The sequence below is a fragment of the Lachnoanaerobaculum saburreum DSM 3986 genome (assembly GCF_000185385.1).
Taxonomy (GTDB): Bacteria; Bacillota; Clostridia; order Lachnospirales; family Lachnospiraceae; genus Lachnoanaerobaculum; species Lachnoanaerobaculum saburreum.
Genome location: NZ_GL622296.1, coordinates 928,326 through 945,753 on the forward strand (window position 1 = coordinate 928,326; position 17,428 = coordinate 945,753).

Annotated in this window: 16 protein-coding genes; 14 read left to right on the top strand and 2 right to left on the bottom strand. The window is 37.1% G+C overall.

The annotated features are described in order from the left end of the window. Positions 1-180 precede the first annotated feature (180 nt). Genes HMPREF0381_RS04385 through HMPREF0381_RS04395 form a run of 3 tightly spaced genes read left to right on the top strand, consistent with a single transcriptional unit; the run spans position 181 to position 5,208 of the window. The gene (locus tag HMPREF0381_RS04385) at positions 181-1,329 is read left to right on the top strand and encodes an MBL fold metallo-hydrolase (RefSeq protein ID WP_008750679.1); all 1,149 of its coding nucleotides are present in this window, start codon (positions 181-183) and stop codon (positions 1,327-1,329) included. A 13-nt stretch (positions 1,330-1,342) separates the two neighbouring features. Further along, positions 1,343-2,431: a hypothetical protein gene (locus HMPREF0381_RS04390; protein ID WP_040461138.1), complete on the top strand. Its 1,089-nt coding sequence runs from the start codon at positions 1,343-1,345 to the stop codon at positions 2,429-2,431. Further along, positions 2,428-5,208 carry an Hsp70 family protein gene (locus HMPREF0381_RS04395; protein ID WP_008750681.1) on the top strand — a complete coding sequence of 927 codons (2,781 nt, stop codon included), beginning with the start codon at positions 2,428-2,430 and terminating at the stop codon, positions 5,206-5,208. The genes HMPREF0381_RS04390 and HMPREF0381_RS04395 overlap by 4 nt, the downstream gene beginning before the upstream one ends. Before the next feature lie 104 nt (positions 5,209-5,312). On the opposite strand, the gene HMPREF0381_RS04400 is transcribed toward HMPREF0381_RS04395, so the two are convergent. Continuing rightward, positions 5,313-6,893 carry a vWA domain-containing protein gene (locus tag HMPREF0381_RS04400; protein ID WP_008750682.1) on the bottom strand — a complete coding sequence of 527 codons (1,581 nt, stop codon included), beginning with the start codon at positions 6,891-6,893 and terminating at the stop codon, positions 5,313-5,315. A gap of 180 nt (positions 6,894-7,073) precedes the next feature. Here HMPREF0381_RS04400 and HMPREF0381_RS04405 point away from each other — a divergent pair, with 180 nt between their 5' ends. The 9 genes from HMPREF0381_RS04405 to HMPREF0381_RS04445 all read left to right on the top strand — a co-directional run bounded on the left by HMPREF0381_RS04405 (position 7,074) and on the right by HMPREF0381_RS04445 (position 15,055). After that, positions 7,074-8,054 (top strand): M29 family metallopeptidase, encoded by a 981-nt coding sequence (locus tag HMPREF0381_RS04405; RefSeq protein ID WP_040461140.1) that lies wholly within the window; start codon positions 7,074-7,076, stop codon positions 8,052-8,054. 217 nt (positions 8,055-8,271) lie between these two features. Beyond that, the gene (locus HMPREF0381_RS04410) at positions 8,272-8,946 is read left to right on the top strand and encodes a DUF969 domain-containing protein (protein ID WP_008750684.1); all 675 of its coding nucleotides are present in this window, start codon (positions 8,272-8,274) and stop codon (positions 8,944-8,946) included. Then, on the top strand, positions 8,946-9,908 hold the full coding sequence (locus HMPREF0381_RS04415; RefSeq protein WP_008750685.1) for a DUF979 domain-containing protein: 963 nt from the start codon (positions 8,946-8,948) through the stop codon (positions 9,906-9,908). Before HMPREF0381_RS04410 ends, HMPREF0381_RS04415 begins: the two co-directional genes overlap by 1 nt. Before the next feature lie 11 nt (positions 9,909-9,919). Next, positions 9,920-10,567 carry a pyroglutamyl-peptidase I gene (gene pcp / locus HMPREF0381_RS04420; RefSeq protein WP_040461142.1) on the top strand — a complete coding sequence of 216 codons (648 nt, stop codon included), beginning with the start codon at positions 9,920-9,922 and terminating at the stop codon, positions 10,565-10,567. Positions 10,568-10,743: 176 nt separating this feature from the next. After that, positions 10,744-11,088, top strand: coding sequence for a cupin domain-containing protein (locus HMPREF0381_RS04425; RefSeq protein ID WP_008750687.1), 345 nt, complete (start codon positions 10,744-10,746; stop codon positions 11,086-11,088). A 17-nt stretch (positions 11,089-11,105) separates the two neighbouring features. Further along, the gene (locus tag HMPREF0381_RS04430) at positions 11,106-11,714 is read left to right on the top strand and encodes a hypothetical protein (RefSeq protein ID WP_008750688.1); all 609 of its coding nucleotides are present in this window, start codon (positions 11,106-11,108) and stop codon (positions 11,712-11,714) included. Between the two features lies 1 nt (position 11,715). Next, entirely contained in the window at positions 11,716-12,279 is a 564-nt protein-coding gene (locus tag HMPREF0381_RS04435; RefSeq protein ID WP_008750689.1) for a hemerythrin domain-containing protein, read from the top strand. Positions 12,280-12,412: 133 nt separating this feature from the next. Next, the gene (locus HMPREF0381_RS04440; protein WP_008750690.1) at positions 12,413-13,336 is read left to right on the top strand and encodes a nucleoside/nucleotide kinase family protein; all 924 of its coding nucleotides are present in this window, start codon (positions 12,413-12,415) and stop codon (positions 13,334-13,336) included. Positions 13,337-13,345: 9 nt separating this feature from the next. After that, a complete protein-coding gene (locus HMPREF0381_RS04445; protein ID WP_008755251.1) occupies positions 13,346-15,055 on the top strand; it encodes an alpha-amylase family glycosyl hydrolase in 1,710 nt (569 codons plus the stop codon). Between the two features lie 122 nt (positions 15,056-15,177). Here HMPREF0381_RS04445 and HMPREF0381_RS04450 read toward each other — a convergent pair whose 3' ends face one another. Further along, positions 15,178-15,642 (bottom strand): helix-turn-helix transcriptional regulator, encoded by a 465-nt coding sequence (locus HMPREF0381_RS04450; protein ID WP_008750692.1) that lies wholly within the window; start codon positions 15,640-15,642, stop codon positions 15,178-15,180. Positions 15,643-15,776: 134 nt separating this feature from the next. Between HMPREF0381_RS04450 and HMPREF0381_RS04455 the strand changes: the two genes are divergently transcribed. After that, positions 15,777-16,859, top strand: a complete 1,083-nt coding sequence (locus tag HMPREF0381_RS04455) for a glycoside hydrolase family 28 protein (protein WP_008750694.1) — start codon at positions 15,777-15,779, stop codon at positions 16,857-16,859. Positions 16,860-16,921: 62 nt separating this feature from the next. Next, entirely contained in the window at positions 16,922-17,356 is a 435-nt protein-coding gene (locus HMPREF0381_RS15305) for a hypothetical protein (RefSeq protein WP_008750695.1), read from the top strand. Positions 17,357-17,428: the final 72 nt, after the last annotated feature.

A 17,428-nucleotide genomic window follows, 5' to 3' on the forward strand; every position in this document is an offset into this window, starting at 1 on the left:
CCACCTATATTTATTTTCTGCAAAAATAATCAATCTCCAATCTTTTTGTAAAATTCTTAGGTTGACTTTTATAGTCTTAATATCTAAAATTTAAAATAGGGCGTTACTATATGTATGTTTTTTATACAGTTTTACAGAAATAGTATTATATAAGATATGTAAATTGCTAAAGGGGGGAAGATGCAACAAGATATAATATTTATACCTCTTGGCGGAGGACAGAGAGTAGGGGCAAGCTGTTACTACTTAAAAGTTGGGGATGCCAATATCATTTTGGATGCAGGAATAGGCATAGATGATGGACTTGAGTTTGGACCGGATTTTCACTTTCTTATAAGAACACCTTTTATACAATCAATGGCGCAGATCAACAATATATTTATATCACATGCACATATGGACCATGTCGGGTATTTGTTAAAGCTTATGAAGGAGACGGTTCATGCAAATGTATATATGACAGAGATTACCAGAGTGTTGTCGGAATATCAACTATATGACAGGCTGTTTATCGGGAAAGAGCAGGATGAGAATATAAGATTGGCTGCCAGAAGTCTGTTGGAACAAATAGCGACAGTAAGCTTTATGCAGACAATTGACTTCGGCAGGTATAAGGCTACATTTTATCCGGCAGGGCATATTCCGGGTGCAATGATGATACTTTTTGAGACAGGTAAGAAAAGGATACTATATACAGGAGATTACTCACTTAATCATACCGCACTTACACAGGGATGTATGATACCGAAGGATATTAAAATAGACACAGTCATTATATGCGGACTTCATGCAAAGCATCCTGACTATATCAAGAAGGCGGATGCTATGTATAAGCAGGCAGGGTTTGTACTTCACTATGTGGGAGGCGGTCATCAGTCGCTTATGTGCCAGATACCTCAGTTGAGTAAGGGGATAGAATTTATTAAGAAGCTGAATGATTGGAACAAAAGCGGTATACCGATATATATAGATCAGTCCATAATGAATATGGTGATAAAGATGGAAAAACTCTCAGTACCTGTTTTGAACAAGTACAACAGAGTTATGGGTGATGAAAAGCCGCTGATGCCGCATATTTATCTTACATCTGACAAAAATACAAAGTGGATAGGTAAGTATAGAAGTATTAAAGTTGATTTTTCATTGCATGAAGATTTTAATGAAATGAAGCAGTTTTTGAAGAAAATCAATCCTAGACAGGCTATAGTGGTACATTGCGGTAAGGAAAACTCTGTGTTTGACGATACTATAGAGCAGGAAATGATGAAGGATGTAGATTGTAGGACACAGTTTACATTTGCGGATGAGGAAGAGGTTTACAGGCTTTAATAATGGAGGGAATATGTTAAATATAAATGAGCCGAAAATTAACGAAGTTGTGCAAAACATACATGAGGCAATGGTCAGAAAATCCAAAAGGGGAGGCAAGTCAAGCGAGGAAATTATTACTGAGAGCAGAATTTTTTCTATTATATGCAGTGATTTTGACTTAGGACCTGCAAAGGTGGCGGGACTTATGAACAGTGAATATGGCTATGATATGACAAGTGATGAAGTAATACAGATTTTCAGAAGCAGAAAGATGGCAAATCCGAATGAGAGAAAAGAGCTTTTCAAATGGGCGGACAATGTTGCAAGACTTTTTAAAGGGGCAATGCTTGGAAAGAAGGAGAAATTTGAAAAACTGGAGAGTCTTAGGAAAGAGCCTGCACTAAAGAGCGGGAAAAAGCATGATTCACAGGATAGAATTGCAGCAATAATGATATATGAAAGATATCCGGAGATTGATATTTTTGATGACAGAAACAGCCTGTATTTACTTGGCAATACAGTTGCAAAGTATTTTTTTTATGATATGGTGGATGCCGTTCGTGATGTATACTTTTTTAATCAGGATGATGATGAGAATAAGCCGGAACAAAGTGAAAAAAAGAATAAGCTCTCATATGAACAGGCTATCAGAAGAGTGGAGCAGCTTGAGGGTACTCTTGAGAGAACCAATACTATGCTTCAGGATTTACAGGACGAGTTTGAAGAGCAGCTTGAGGCAGGTAAGATAAAGGAACTTGCAGATTTTTTTGCTATGCTCAACTCGGAAAAGTATGGTTGTATATTGGATGAGCTTTTGGTGGTAAGAAAGGGAGTGGATGCTCTCAGAAAGAGTAATTATGAGCTGCCGATAGAGATAAACGGGCTTCTGATCATGGTGAAGAAACTGGTACAGTTTGTCCGTGACAGTCATATAGAACCTATGATGAAAATAGATTCCATCAGGGAAGTCAGTGCTACAGATATTGAATTTTGCAACTATGAGGGTTCGCCGTTTGACAGTGATAAAACCAAGAGAGTGAAGGTCATATCTCCCGGATGGATATATAAGGACAAGGATTTACAGATTTCAAGACCTAAGGTAAAGGAGGTGAGGTCATGAATGATTTATGTGTTGGAATTGATCTGGGTACCACCAATTCCGTACTTGCTACTATCAATGAGAAGCCTAACGGTGATATTGTAAGTAAGGTGGTAGAGATTTCAAGGGCGGTGGATATGTACAATGCGGTTTCAGGTGAAGCTAAGCTTACTACTATGAAGAAGCCTACACTTCCGTCATGTGTCTACTACAGACAGGAGAAAAACTATGAGCCGCTTGTGGGAGATTTTGCAAAGATGCAATATTCTTTGCGCCCGCATCTGGTGGCAAAGTCTATAAAAAGTCAGATGGGCAGGTCACCGGCGGAAGGACTTTCGCCGGATATTCCGGATAAGACTCCGGCAGAGATTTCAGCAAGGATTTTAAAGCATTTACTAAGAGAGGCGTCCAAGATCTATAGATGTGATATCAAGGATGCGGTGATTACAGTGCCTGCAAACTTTGATTCCGCTATGTGTAAGGCTACAAGAGATGCGGCGGAACTTGCAGGTATAAAGGTGAAAAATGATGACGGTACTGAGAGAGCGGTACTGTTGTCAGAGCCGAATGCGGTGATTTATGATTTGATAAATCAGGTTCACAACGGTGAAATTTCAAATCATATCCTGGATCTTAGTGAAAAAAAGAGAGTATTGGTATTTGATCTGGGTGGCGGTACACTTGATATCACTATGCATGAGATAAAAAGGAGAGAAGATAATAAAGATATATTAAAAGTAGATGAGATAGCCACCAACAGATATACTCTTCTTGGTGGTGATGATTTTGATGAGGTGATTGCAAAGGCAATGTATGAAAGATATCTGAAACAATATGGCAGTCACCCTGATGTTGTAAGTAAATTAAAGAAAGAAATAAAGGTTATAATGCCACAGCTTTTGGTATATGCGGAACACTTAAAGCTTGAGTTAAATGAAAGATGTGGTGATGATTATGATTCCGGATGGGATGATCCTGATGAAGATATAGAGATTTCAACAGGTGGAAATATGGGTGGCATAGGCTACTCCTATGATGATACATTTACACAAAAAGAAGTGGAAGATATATTGTCGGTATTTATGGGAACGGATATCAGATATGAAGATTATAAAATAATTGACAGTATAAAGAATACAAAGAATATCATTTATCCGATACTTGATGTTCTGAAAAAGGCTTCAGAAAAGCTTGAAGTCAGCGATATATCGGTAGATGCGGTAATTGTAAACGGTGGAATGTCTAAATTCTATATGGTCACAGACAGATTGAAGGAATTTTTCGGGTTTGAACCTATTGTTGCACTTGATCCGGATCAGGCGGTAGCAAGGGGGGCAGCCGTATATCATTATTATTTGAATAAGTATGATGAGATGCAGGATGATATGAGGATGCTTGGAAATGAGGTAAACGCAGTATCATCTGTACAAAACAGAGATAATACAATAAGAACTGTGCCTCAGGTAGCTATAGAGTGGGGTGACAACATCTTAAATGACTGCCTGTATCTTGGAGTAAAAAACGGTGCGGTTCATGAGATTATTCCGACAGGTGCCAAGCTTCCATATCTTTCAAATACTATGAACGGCTTTAGGGTGGAGCCGGGTCAAAGATTGATTGCAATACCTATAAAGAGCAAAAATTTAGACGGGACATATAGAACTATTGCAAACGGCAATATCACTTTTAATCAAAAGTATTATAACGGTGCATATGTGGCATTTAAGATACATATGGGTAAGAATAAGGTCATAAGTATGAAAGCATGGACCAGCAAAGACCTTGCAGGTAAATCAAAGCTTGAGGAGGGCTACACTGAGATAACTATTGACAGCAGTGAACAATCAGGAGTCAGATCAAAGATTATGGCACCGAACGGCAGTATATTGCAGCCGAAGGAGGAAATCAACAATATGCTGCAACTATGTCAAAACTATGAAAAATGTAGAAATAAATTAGAAAAAAGCAATCTGTCAAAGAGGATTTTCACCTGCGGTATGAGTATTTGTAATGCGGCCAATAAGGAAGAATTTGCAGAGGTTATACTTGATGCACTAAAAAACGTCACACTTGAAGAGGCGAGAAAGAGATTGTTTATCATTGCAAGAAAGATTGGTCTGTCATGGAGTGATGATGAAAGAAGAAAGCTTTCAAAGCTTTGTATGAGTCAAATAAGTGCGGAGATCAGCGGTTTTTCCATTACAGGAGGACCTAAGATTTCTACAAATATTCAAGCCATATATACTTTAAGTATGTGTGGCAGTATGGATCAACTTAGTAAATTATCCGTTTTGCATAGTAACTTCAGATATGTGCAGGCTTGTCTTTATACTCATGCAAAGACAAGGTCGGATCTGCAATGGATTCAGGATGAGTTTGAGGCTGATGTCAAGAAAAGCTTAAAGGGTATGGGCAACAATATTCAATTCAGTGCCTATGCTATAGGAATATCGCTTAGAAAGTCCGAGTCAAGTACTGAGATACTGTCAAGCAGTGCAAGAGGCAAGATAGTAAAGCAGATGTGCAATATCATAATAGCGGGAAAGCTGAGTGAAGAGGCACTTACAAGCTGTATTTTGGCAATAGGATGGATATGTGACAGGAGATTTGAGGACTCAGATATTGATGAGGCAATAATAGACTGTGCATTAAAGACTGTCAGAGATATCAAGTATGTCTATCCTCCAAGCACAGTTATGAAAGATGAGAAAACGATGGATATAGTAACAAAGATGATAAAAGGCGATTCACTTGACAGCTATGAGGAGAAATTTTTACTTACAAAGTTGAATATATAAAATAATACTGAGGTTAAAATGCCGGAAATCAAACCGGTATTTTAAAATTTGATTTTTAAAATAAAAAGCAAGCAGAAGATGCATATATTCTGCTTGCCATATAATTATTTATCTGACTTCGGCATATCAGCCATCTTTTTTACAAGCTCTACAAACTCAGCCTTGCTTTCATCAGATTTGATATCAGATATGGAATCGAGTAATGACAGTACACTTTCATAGCTTGAACTTCCCTTGTACTCTGAATCACGAAGTAACATTCCGGTTTCTGCGATGGCAGAAGCAAATTTCATATTTTCAGACATTTCCGGTTTTATAGAATCTGCCTTAACGGGATAATTCAGTTCCATACTTTTTTCCGAATCAGGATTTTTATATCTTACAGCTATATTTAAAAACTCATCCGAATCGGTTTCATTAGTGCTTTGATACTTTAAATCACCCCCGATATTCATAGGAGAGTCTTTATCCGCTATTTCATAGAGTACGGTAACTCTGTGACCTGAACCTATTTCACCGCCGTCTTTAGTATCGTCATTGAAATCTTGATCATCCATGACACGGTTTTCATAGCCGATAAGCCTATATCCTTTTATAAACTTCGGATTGAACTCAAGCTGTAGTTTAACATCCTTTGCCACTGTAAAGAAATTGGCTCCAAGCTCATCTGATAATACCTTTTTAGCCTCAAATCTTGAATCGATATATGAATAATTTCCGTCACCGTTGTCTGCAAGAGATTGCATCTTATTGTCCTTTATATTATCAGTACCGAAGCCCAAAACAGAGAGAAAAATATTACTTTCCTTTTCCTTTTTTATAAGTTTTATAAGTTCTCCTTCACTTGTTATACCTACATTTAAGTCTCCGTCTGTAGCCAGTACAACTCTGTTATTACCTTCAGTTTTAAAATATTTTTCGGCTATTTTGTAGGCGGTCTTTATACCGTCTGAGCCGGCAGTAGAACCTCCTGCCGTCAAGTCTTCTATAGCGGACATTATAGATTTTTTATCAGAGCCTTTTGCACCTTCCAATACTACACTGTCTGTACCGGCATATGTAACTATGGATATTGTATCATTTTCTTTCAGCTCATCACATAGAAGTAAAAAAGCATTCTTAACCAGAGGTAATTTATCCGGTTCATCCATAGAAGCTGATACATCAATTAAAAATACCAGATTAGACGGCTTAGTGGTTGTATCGGTGTTTTTTGCCTGCAAACCTATTTGCATAAGCTTGGTATCAGGATTCCATGGACAGGATGATATTTCTGTGGTCACTGAGAACGGCTCATCATCCTTTGGCTGTGGGTAATCATAGTAAAAATAGTTCAACATTTCCTCTATTCGCACAGCATCGGCAGGCGGCAACTCTCCGTCTGTTATAAAGCGTCTGATATTTGCATAAGATGCAGTGTCTACATCAGCTGCAAATGTGGACAGAGGAGAGGTTGAAACGGACTGAAAACCGCTTTCATTGATAATATTGTATTCCTCTGTATTATAGCCGACATTAGGGGAATAATATTCAACCATCTTGCCTGCATCATTACTGTCAAAAGCGGATTTGGTAGCTTCATAAGTTCTACCGGCACTTGAACAGCCGGCAAGTGATGCGAAGATACTAAGAGAAAACAAAAACAGACCCATACCGCCACTGAAAAAAATTGATTTACTTTTCATATACTTATCCTCCCAAATAATCAAGTACAATCAGTTACCACAATATTAACATAAAAGTAATTATAATAAATATAAAACAGTATAAGTATTTATTAAAAAATAAAAAATATATTATACTTGATATTATAGAGTTAGGGTAGCATACTATAACCAATAAAAATCTGTAGATTGGAATATATGATGATAAAAGAACGAGAAAAAGCCTTAGCAGGTGCAAGGTGTATTATACAAAATTGGATAGAGGCAAAAGAAAGTGAAGTGCTGCACTTTATAACTGATGAATATCATGTAGAAGAGGCCGATATTTTTGAGTCGGCAGCTTTTGAATGTGGCGCGGTTCCGAAGATAAGTATACTTTCTATGGACGGAGTGCAGTCGGGAGAAGTGATAGAGAAGATGAAAAATACTATGTACTACTCCGATGTAATAGTGGGAGCGACACATTATTCATTTGTTACAACAGAGGCGGTGGATTTTGCATTAAAAAAAGGGTCAAGGTTTTTGTCATTTCCAATGCATACAAATGACGGGAGTTCCATATTTGAAAGAGAGTTTATAAGAATGAGTCCAAAGACGGCAAAGAAAACGGGCAAACCTGTGGCACAAAGGATAACAGATGCCGATAAAGTTTTGGTAAAAACAAAAAATGGCACAAATGTTGTTTTCTCTGTAAAAAATAGAAAAGCAGGTATATTTGCAGGAAGTTGTACAATGAAGAGAAAGGTGGCATCTTCAAGTTTTGAGGTATATGTACCTATTGTAGAGACAGTGACAGAAGGCAGAGTTATAGCTGACGGTTCACTTGGCTATCTTGGAAAGATAAATGAACCGATAGAGCTGATATTTGAAGCAGGCTATCTTGTAGAGATAAACGGTGGAGAGGATGCCGTCAGATTAAAAAAATATATGGAAAGTTTCAGTGACAGAGAGATTTATTGTGCGGCGGAACTTGGAATCGGTCTTAATACCAAGTCAAAATGCGAAGGTATTTGCTATATTGAAGATGAGTCTACCTATGGTACATTTCATATAGGTTTCGGCAGAAATATAGCACTTGGCGGCAAACATGAAGCAAAGGGGCATTTTGATATAGTTACTTATAATCCTGATATATATGCGGACAATGATTTAATAATAGAGAATGGAGAGTTTATTATATAAATATTAAAAATATTTATACTATTATCGTAAGCAAATTGTAATTAAATATTGCATTTTAACAGCAAATATTCTATTATATACATAAAGAGCCATATATTTATCCATAAAATATATAGTTTTGTTTGTGATGGGAGTATATCATTTTTATTTTTTACTTGTCTTATAAGATTAAAATAATTTTGATATTTTCCAAAAAATAATAGAAAGTGAGAAGCATATGGAAATTTTAAAACTCATTGGTGTGCTGGTGGTAATAGTAGGTCTTGCTTTGAAGCTGGACACCATAGCCACAGTAGTGGTAGCAGGTATTATAACAGGTTTTGTAGCGGGAATGTCACCTTTAGACATTCTTACGGTACTTGGAAATGCATTTATTTCACAAAGAGTATCCACACTTTTTGTACTTGCACTGCCTGCAATAGGTATTTGTGAGAGATACGGACTTAAGGATAAGGCGGTAGACTTGATAAAAAAGATTGTAAATGCAACTACAGGAAGGATTTTATCACTATATCTTGCAATCCGTGTATTTGCCGCTGCCACTTCTCTTCGTATCGGCGGACATATACAATTTATCAGACCTCTCATTCATCCGATGTCAAGAGGTGCGGCAGTAGCAAAGTATGGGGAACTTAATGAGGATACGGAGGATGATATAAAGGGTCTTTGTGCCGGAGTGGAAAATTTCGGAAACTTCTTTGGGCAGAACTGTTTTCTTGGTGCATCCGGAACACTTCTGATTGTAAGTACACTTACAGAGCAGAGCATAAATGTAGATGTTCTTGGAGTGGCTATGTGGTCTATTCCTATTGCTGTAGTTTCTGTAATAATCGGAATTATATATTTCCTTGTATATGATAGAAAACTTGAAAAAGCATTGGGAGGTAAATAATGGATAGTGTATTAAAACTTTCTGAGATTGCAACTTGGGGTATGTCAAAGGTTGTTGCAGAGATTTTCTTTATAATTATAGGTATAGTTTTCATTCTTGTAGGTTTAAAAGCACTTGCGGATAAGCAGTTTACAAACAGTAAGACAAGTGCATTATTTTGGTTTATTGTTGCATTTACATTTATAGCCGGTCCATATGTACCCAAGTTTATAACAGGACTTTGTGTAGTACTTATGGCATTGCTTACAGCTGTCGGCAAAGTAGGACAGAGTGCCAGTGATGTGCCTACGGCTGAGGAGACAAGAGCTAATGCAAACAGGCTTGGAAATAAGATTTTTATCGCACCTTTAGTACTTGCACTCAGTGCATGGATTATCGCTACAGTTTGGAAAAAGCTTGGAGCAAACAATGCTGTGGGACTTTCGGCGATAATTGCATTGATAGTTGTATTTGCAGTAACAGGTTCTAAGAAAGAGTATGCTATAAAAGACGGAACAAGACTTATGGACAATATAGGTCCTGTCGGACTTTTGCCACAGGTTTTGGCGGCTTTGGGTGCATTGTTTACAGCTGCCGGTGTAGGGGATGTTATTGCAAAGGGTATTGAGATGGTAATACCGCATAACAACAGACTTATTGCAGTTATAGTATACTGTCTTGCTATGGCACTTTTTACAGCTATTATGGGAAACGGCTTTGCAGCGTTTTCAGTTATCACAGTAGGTATAGGTATTCCTTTCCTTATCAATCAGGGTGCAAATCCTTTGGTAGTGGGTGCTATGGGTCTTACAGCAGGTTATTGCGGTACATTGATGACACCTATGGCGGCAAATTTTAATATTATGCCGGCGGCACTGCTTGAGACGAAGAATAAGTATGGTATAATAAAGATGCAATTGCCTTATGCAATAGCAATGCTTATAGCGCATATTATTTTGATGTATATATGTGCATTCAGATAGAAAGGACAGTTATGAGATTATTATTGACAGCCTTTGACCCTTTTGGCGGTGATGCAGTTAATCCTGCACTTGAGGCGGTGAAACTGGTATCAGAGAAGATTGGAAGATTTGATATTATAAAGCTTGAAGTACCGACAGTTTTTGGAAAGTCTATAGAGGCGGTAGCAAAAGCTATTGAAAGTACACAGCCGGATGTGGTACTTTGTATAGGACAGGCAGGCGGAAGATATGAGATAACACCTGAAAGAGTAGCTATAAATATAGATGATGCCAGAATAGCTGATAATGAGGGGAATCAACCTATAGATAAGAAGATATTTGAAGACGGTGAAAATGCATACTTTACCACATTGCCTATAAAGGCGATGGTAGAGGCGATAAGAGATGCCAATCTTCCGGCAGCAGTTTCAAATTCGGCAGGAACGTTTGTATGCAATCATCTGATGTATGGAGTGCTATATACACTTACAAAGAAGTATCCTCATATCAAAGGAGGATTTACACATGTGCCTTTTATACCGGAACAGGTAGCCAGAAGAACACCCGTAGCTCCATATATGGCACTTGATGATATAAAAAGAGGACTTGAGGCGGCTATATCTGCTATTGATAAGAATTTTGATAAAGATATATCTGTCAATGGAGGAAAAGAGTTTTAAATAAAGCCCGGTAAAACCTGTTTTGGTAATTCAAGGCAGGTTTTTTGTTATCATAGGTCAGAATGTATTGTATAAAATAAATTTATATAATTAACATATGTTACAGAAAAATATATATAAAAGGGTTATACTACAGAAGCAGTGGGAAATTAGCTTTAACCATAAAGGAGGACTATATGGATAAGTTTTTAAAGAATATAAATCATGAAGAAGTTTTAAAATTGGCTGACTTAGTTGAAGCAAGTGACGGTCAAGTAGTTTCAAAGACATTGGCACAAAATGACTATGTGAGCATTACAGTTTTTGCATTTTCAAAGGGTGAGGAGATATCCACTCATGAGTCTGACGGAGATGCTTTGGTGACAGTAATTGATGGAAAAGGAAAGTTTATAGTAGACGGAAAGGAATATATCCTTAATACAGGTGAAAGCCTTGTGATGCCTGCAAGAAAGCCGCATTCAGTACATGCAATAGAGGGCTTTAAGATGCAGCTGACAGTGGTTTTCCCACTTGAGAGATAAAGAAGAGGAAGAAAGAAATGAGTGCAATTTTAGGCCCGATACACCATTGGCTGTTTAGAAAAATTAAAATACAAAACGATTTGATAAATGCCGTTATAGCTGCGGCAAAGGAAAAGGAGCTTAATGTAGCTTTACTTGAGGATATAGACGAGAAATTCGGCTCGCTTCCTGAAGGTGACCTTGGGAATATCATAGACCCTACCAATATTCATGGTTGGTTACAGGATAAGATAGCTATAGTGGAGAGAAGACTTGCTTATGTGACAAAGACTCTTACAAAGGACAATCCTGATGCTATAGGAGTCATCTGTGACTGTGCAAGAGCATTCGGTGTAAAGAATGCGGTAGAATCAAATGCTGCACCGACAGAAGGATTTGAGTACTATGAGAATACTTTTGTCAGCGGAATGCCATGTGACGGTGTAAATATGATTGTGAATGAAGACAGTGATGAGATTATGTGGCAGGAAACTGTTGATATTCATAAGCAGTACTGGGATGAAGTAGGTGCAGATGTATCACTGTTTTATGAGATAAGAAATGCTATGATAGAAGGCGTGTTTGAAAACAGTGATTTGGCATACTACAACCTGGGTAACGGCTTGTATAAGTTAGTTAAGGAGTGATATGTACGGAATAGATATTTTAGTGGAAGAACATAAAAATATAGTAGAGTTTTGTAAAAGTATGAAGTCTATGTGCTGTTCTATAATAGAGGGGGAAGATGTAGACATAGATCTTGTAAAGGCATGTGTATCTTTTGGTAAGAATTATGCAGACCATCTTCACCATGGCAAGGAGGAAAAAATCCTCTTTAAGATAATGCTTGAAAAATTAGGACCTGTGGCAGATAAGCTTATAAGAAACGGTATGCTTGTGGAGCATGACCTTGGCAGACTTCATATGAATGAACTTTTAGAAGCAATAGACAGATATGAAAAGGATCCGTCAACACTTAATAAGCTTGATATAATCACAAATGCTTCAGGGTATGCCACACTTTTAAACAGACATATCGGAAAAGAAGATGAGGTGGTTTATACATTTGCACAGAGAGCCTTGTCGGATGATGATAAGGAAAGAGTAAATGTAGAGACAAAGGCATTTGATGAAGATCCTGAGAATAAGGCTGATGTGGCAAAGTATTTAAGTTGGCTTCAAAACTTTAAATCAGAATATCCTGCAAGATAAGCTTAAGTCTAAAAATACATAGAAAAACAAACAATATTATGATACACTCCATATGAAACAGTTTTCATATGGAGTGTTTTTTTGGATATTTGTACAGTCCTTAATAACATGGTTTAGTATATGAGGTGAATGTATGCAAGAGTTTAAAAATTGGAAGCCGCCCATACTCCCTAAGGAGATTGAGCAGGCTGATGTACCGGGAAGTAAGGTTGTAATAACCGAGTATCATATTGACAGAGCAAACAAAATTTTTCCTGTTCTGCTTGAGGAGATTGAAAAAGTTAAGAATGAAAACGGTAACGGAAAGGTAGTCGTATCCGTATCAGGATGTTCAGGTGTAGGAAAATCAGGAATAGCCGCAGTACTGTCATATTATCTAAATGATATAGGGATAGGAAGCTATATATTGGGCGGAGATAATTATCCGCGCAGAATTCCTGAGTACAATGATGCTGAACGTTTACACCTGTTTAGAGAAGGTGGATTAAAAGAACTGGTAGAGAGTGGCGAGTACACCAAAGATCGTTTTGATATAATTCACAAATTGCAGGAAGAGGGAGAAGATGCAGATTCTGAAAATATAAAAAAATACTCTTGGTATAAATCCTATATAAATGGCGGATATAAGGCACTTAAGGGATATCTTGGAACAGAAAATGAGCTTGCATTTAAGGAAGTTGAAGATGTTATAAACAGGTTTAAAGCAGGTGCCGACAAAATATGGTTAAAGAGGATGGGAAGAAGCAGCACACAGATATGGTATGATGAGGTGAATTTTAAAAATGTGGGAGTTCTTTTAATTGAATGGACACATGGAAACAGTGATTACTTTAAAGGTGTTGATATTCCGATACTTATACACAGTACTCCAAAGGAAACTTTAAAATACAGGCTCTTAAGAAACCGTGACTGTGGAATAGACAGTCCGTTTACGACAATGGTACTTGATATAGAGCAGGAAACACTAATAAATCAGGCACATAAGGCAAAGATAATTATTGTTCCAAATGGTGACAGATTAAGTTACGAAGAATACTGTAAATATATAGGAATGTAGGTGAATAATGTGAAAAGAAATGATAACGGACCTATGTTGAATGCATACCCTGACAGCCTTGGCGGAAGTCTTGGTGATATTGTAAATTTCCTCGGTAAAAAAGAATTAAAGGATGTTTTTTCTTCGTTTTACATTCTTCCAAGTATTTTTAATACAGATTTGGACAGAGGATTTTCAGTAATTGATTATTCTTTGAATGAACTTTTTGCAAAAAGAGAGGATTTGGAAAAAATTGAGGAACTTGGAATTGATTTAAAGCTTGATTTTATTTTAAACCATGCATCAGTACTCTCCAAGCAGTTTCAGGATATTATAAAAAACGGTGAAAAGTCAAAGTACAGAGATTTTTTCATTGATTGGAACAAGTTTTGGGAAGGATGCGGTGAAATGACCGAGGAAGGCTATATACAGCCTGATAAAGAGTATATAAAGGATATGTTCTTTAGAAAACCGGGATTGCCGATACTTATGGTTCGCTTCCCGGACGGAAAGGAAGTTCCTTACTGGAATACCTTTTATCAGGAAGTAAGATACCCGGTTTTGGATGCTGTGGATATCAGAAATATCACAGGTGTACAGTACGGTATTGCAGACGGCATTGCAAATCTTTTAAATACAGGTCTTAGTGAGGGTAAATCTCCCGCAAAGATTTTGGAAGAGTCAAATATCTATACAGACAAGCTAAGTGATAATCAAAAGAAAGAGCTTTGTGAGAAATTGGAGTCTGAAAGAAAATATCTCGGACAGATGGATCTTAATATCAAGTCGCCTCTTGTTTGGGAGTTTTATGACGATACTTTAAAGACTTTGGCAGATTACGGGGCCAAGATTGTAAGGCTTGACGCATTTGCCTATGCTCCAAAGGGAGTCGGTGAGAAAAACTTCTTAAATGAGCCTGCCACTTGGGATGTACTTGCAAAGGTGAGAGAGCTGGCGGATAAGTACAATGTAAGATTGTTGCCTGAAATCCATGCAAGCTATGAAGAAAAAATCTATGAGAAGATAGCAGATAAAGGCTATATGACTTATGATTTCTTTCTCCCTGGGCTTATAATAGATGCCTTTGAACGGCAATCAGGCGAGGTTTTAAAAAGATGGGCAAATGAGCTTGTAGAAAAGAAGATACAGGTCGTAAATATGCTTGGATGCCATGACGGAATACCTTTACTTGATCTGAAAGGTCTTATAAGTGAAGAAAGGATTCAGTCTGTAATAGATACTGTGGTAAAGCGAGGCGGATACGTAAAGGATTTGCATGGTCAAAAGAATGTATACTATCAGGTCAATGCGACTTATTACAGTGCGCTTGGAGAAGATGATAGAAGAATGCTTCTTGCAAGAGCCGTTCAAATCTTTATGCCGGGTAAGCCTCAGGTGTGGTATCTGGATTTATTTGCAGGAAAGAACGACCATGAAGCTGTAAAAAGGGCGGGAGCCGGAGGACATAAGGAGATCAACCGTACAAATCTGACTTTAAAAGATATGGAAGACGGCTTACAAAAAGAAATCGTACAAAAACAGCTTGAGTTATTAAGACTTCGTTCTACATTTACTGTATTTTCAAATGACAGTGAGTTTACCATGAAATGTAATGAAAGTAAAATATTTATGGAGTGGAAGAATAATGAGGAAAGAGCGGTACTTAAAGCCGATCTTGCAGACTGTGCTTTTGAGATATTTGTCGAAAAGAACGGTGAGAAAGTTTATCAATATAAATAAGATTTAGTATAAAAGAGAGTAAAACCGACGGTTAAGGTTTTACTCTTTTTTACAAGCAATATTATAAAAAATAGTTGGAGTGTAATACCAACAGCTCTCTGCCATTGCAAAAGTATGAATATTTATTCATCAATCTGTGCATCACTTGATTTTCTATAGCATCTTGGAGAGAGTCCGTAAGTTTTTTTAAATGCATCCTTAAAGTAATTGCTGTCATTGAAACCGCAGCTCATTGCTATATCGGTTATTGTAAGCTTTGTAGCGGCAAGTTTGGTAGCCGCCTGCTTTAATCTTACATAGTTCAGATATTCCTTAAATCTCATTCCTGTTGTGATTTTAAATTTTTTGCTGAGATAGGTATAGCTAAGCCCTGCCATATCCGCCACATCTGTCAAGGTAAGAGGCTTATCATAATTGTCTGTGATATACTTTGCCAATGTCAGCATATGTTCGTCAGTGGTATTTATAATAGCCGGTGTATATCTGTTGAATGAGCATAGTCTGATACAGTACAGGAATAATTCTTTTAATAAAAGTCTGAGAGTTTTTGAGCTGTGTTCATCATCAAGTTTATCCTCGGTAAGCATACTTTGCAGATGCTCATTTATTTTGGATGGAAGTGCAGAGTATTATTACTCGGAACCGGTAGTAAAAAATGAAGCCAAGGGTGTGGCACCGCTTCTTATGGCATATACGGAAATAATAAGGTTGGGTATGACATATGATTGACCTTGAAATTGTAAAGGTGTTTAAGAGGAGTGTAACAATTGAAGTCTGTTCTGATACTCCTTATGAAAATGAAAAGATATATGATGTTTTTATAAACGGTGAAAAGAAAATATCAACAAATAAAAATGTTATATCAATTTTTAATCTTCTTCCTAACAGTGATTATAATATATATATCAATTGTGAGAATAAGATTTCCGATATAAAAAGCTTTCATACGGAATATGAATATGTGCTTTTAAATGTAAAAGATTTCGGAGCTGCAGGTGACGGAGTAAAGATAGATTCGGTATGTATACAGGCTGCAGTAAATGCCTGTCCGAAAGATGGCACGGTTTATATTCCCAAGGGAAGATATTTATGTACTCCGGTATTTTTAAAGAGCAATATAGATCTGTGGATAGATAAGGATGCTGTACTTATCGGTGAAAAGGACAGAAAAAAGTATCCGATTCTGCCGGGTATGATAGAATCAAGTGACGAGAAGAACGAGTACAATATCGGATCATGGGAAGGTAATCCTCTTGACTGTTTTGCCGCACTTATTACAGGATTAAGTGTGGAGAATGTACTGATATATGGTGAGGGTATACTGGACGGAAATGCAGGTATGCTTGACTGGTGGAAGGATGCAAAGAAGAAAAATATAGCATGGAGACCGAATACGGTATTTTTACATAATTGTAAAAACATAGCCATGCAGGGACTTTGTATAATGAATTCACCTTCATGGACATTGCATCCTTATTACAGTGACAATCTTTTGTTTTTAAACAATACAATTATGAATCCGGATAATTCACCTAATACTGACGGACTTGATCCTGAAAGTTGTGAAAATGTCCTTATACTTGGTGCGGATATTTCTGTGGGAGATGATTGTATTGCAATAAAGAGCGGCAAATATTATATGGCACTAAGGCATTATAAGCCTGCAAAGAATATAGTTATCAGAAACTCCATATTCAGAAAAGGTCACGGAAGTGTGACTATAGGTTCCGAAGTTGCAGCAGGAGTATATGATGTAAGTGTGGAAAATGTATATTTGAAGGGACGGACAGAGGGCTTAGAATAAAGACCAGAAGAGGAAGAGGAGAGAAATCTGTCCTTGATAATATTTGTTTTGAGAATATTCTTATGAAAGATGTATGCATGCCTTTTACCGCAAATATGGTTTATTTCTGTGATCCTGACGGACATTCCGATTATGTACAAAATCAGGATAAGATGGAAGTCAATGAAAAGACTCCGAAAATCGGGAAAATAGCGGCAAGAGATATCAGATGTGAGAATGTAAAAAACATATTTGCATGTTTATACGGACTACCTGAGATGCCTGTTGAAGAAATTGCGCTTGAAAATATTACATTAAATTTTGATAAGAATAAGAATATCAAGCCTGTTGTTCCGATAATGATGGACAATTTCCCTGCTATGTGTAAAAGGGGAATATTTGCAAAGAATATAAAAAAGCTTATATTAAAAAATATAGAGATTACAGGCAGTAAAGACAGCAATCCTTTTATGGAAAATATTGAGGATTGTGAATGTATAGGGGTGAGTTTTAATTGATAATAGATGATAATAAAATAGTAATAACAGTTGGAAAAAGAGACTGTGATTACAGCAGCTTAAGGGGGTGTG

What these genes read in the sequence shown, in the direction of transcription:
- HMPREF0381_RS04415 (WP_008750685.1), top strand. Translation starts at nt 8,946, where the DNA reads ATGGATAGTGTATTAAAACTTTCTGAGATTGCAACTTGGGGTATGTCA.
- HMPREF0381_RS15305 (WP_008750695.1), top strand. Translation starts at nt 16,922, where the DNA reads ATGAAAGATGTATGCATGCCTTTTACCGCAAATATGGTTTATTTCTGT.
- HMPREF0381_RS04385 (WP_008750679.1), top strand. Translation starts at nt 181, where the DNA reads ATGCAACAAGATATAATATTTATACCTCTTGGCGGAGGACAGAGAGTA.
- HMPREF0381_RS04410 (WP_008750684.1), top strand. Translation starts at nt 8,272, where the DNA reads ATGGAAATTTTAAAACTCATTGGTGTGCTGGTGGTAATAGTAGGTCTT.
- HMPREF0381_RS04425 (WP_008750687.1), top strand. Translation starts at nt 10,744, where the DNA reads ATGGATAAGTTTTTAAAGAATATAAATCATGAAGAAGTTTTAAAATTG.
- HMPREF0381_RS04435 (WP_008750689.1), top strand. Translation starts at nt 11,716, where the DNA reads ATGTACGGAATAGATATTTTAGTGGAAGAACATAAAAATATAGTAGAG.
- HMPREF0381_RS04395 (WP_008750681.1), top strand. Translation starts at nt 2,428, where the DNA reads ATGAATGATTTATGTGTTGGAATTGATCTGGGTACCACCAATTCCGTA.
- HMPREF0381_RS04440 (WP_008750690.1), top strand. Translation starts at nt 12,413, where the DNA reads ATGCAAGAGTTTAAAAATTGGAAGCCGCCCATACTCCCTAAGGAGATT.
- HMPREF0381_RS04405 (WP_040461140.1), top strand. Translation starts at nt 7,074, where the DNA reads ATGATAAAAGAACGAGAAAAAGCCTTAGCAGGTGCAAGGTGTATTATA.
- HMPREF0381_RS04400 (WP_008750682.1), bottom strand. Translation starts at nt 6,893, where the DNA reads ATGAAAAGTAAATCAATTTTTTTCAGTGGCGGTATGGGTCTGTTTTTG.
- HMPREF0381_RS04455 (WP_008750694.1), top strand. Translation starts at nt 15,777, where the DNA reads ATGATTGACCTTGAAATTGTAAAGGTGTTTAAGAGGAGTGTAACAATT.
- pcp (WP_040461142.1), top strand. Translation starts at nt 9,920, where the DNA reads ATGAGATTATTATTGACAGCCTTTGACCCTTTTGGCGGTGATGCAGTT.
- HMPREF0381_RS04450 (WP_008750692.1), bottom strand. Translation starts at nt 15,642, where the DNA reads ATGCTTACCGAGGATAAACTTGATGATGAACACAGCTCAAAAACTCTC.
- HMPREF0381_RS04390 (WP_040461138.1), top strand. Translation starts at nt 1,343, where the DNA reads ATGTTAAATATAAATGAGCCGAAAATTAACGAAGTTGTGCAAAACATA.
- HMPREF0381_RS04430 (WP_008750688.1), top strand. Translation starts at nt 11,106, where the DNA reads ATGAGTGCAATTTTAGGCCCGATACACCATTGGCTGTTTAGAAAAATT.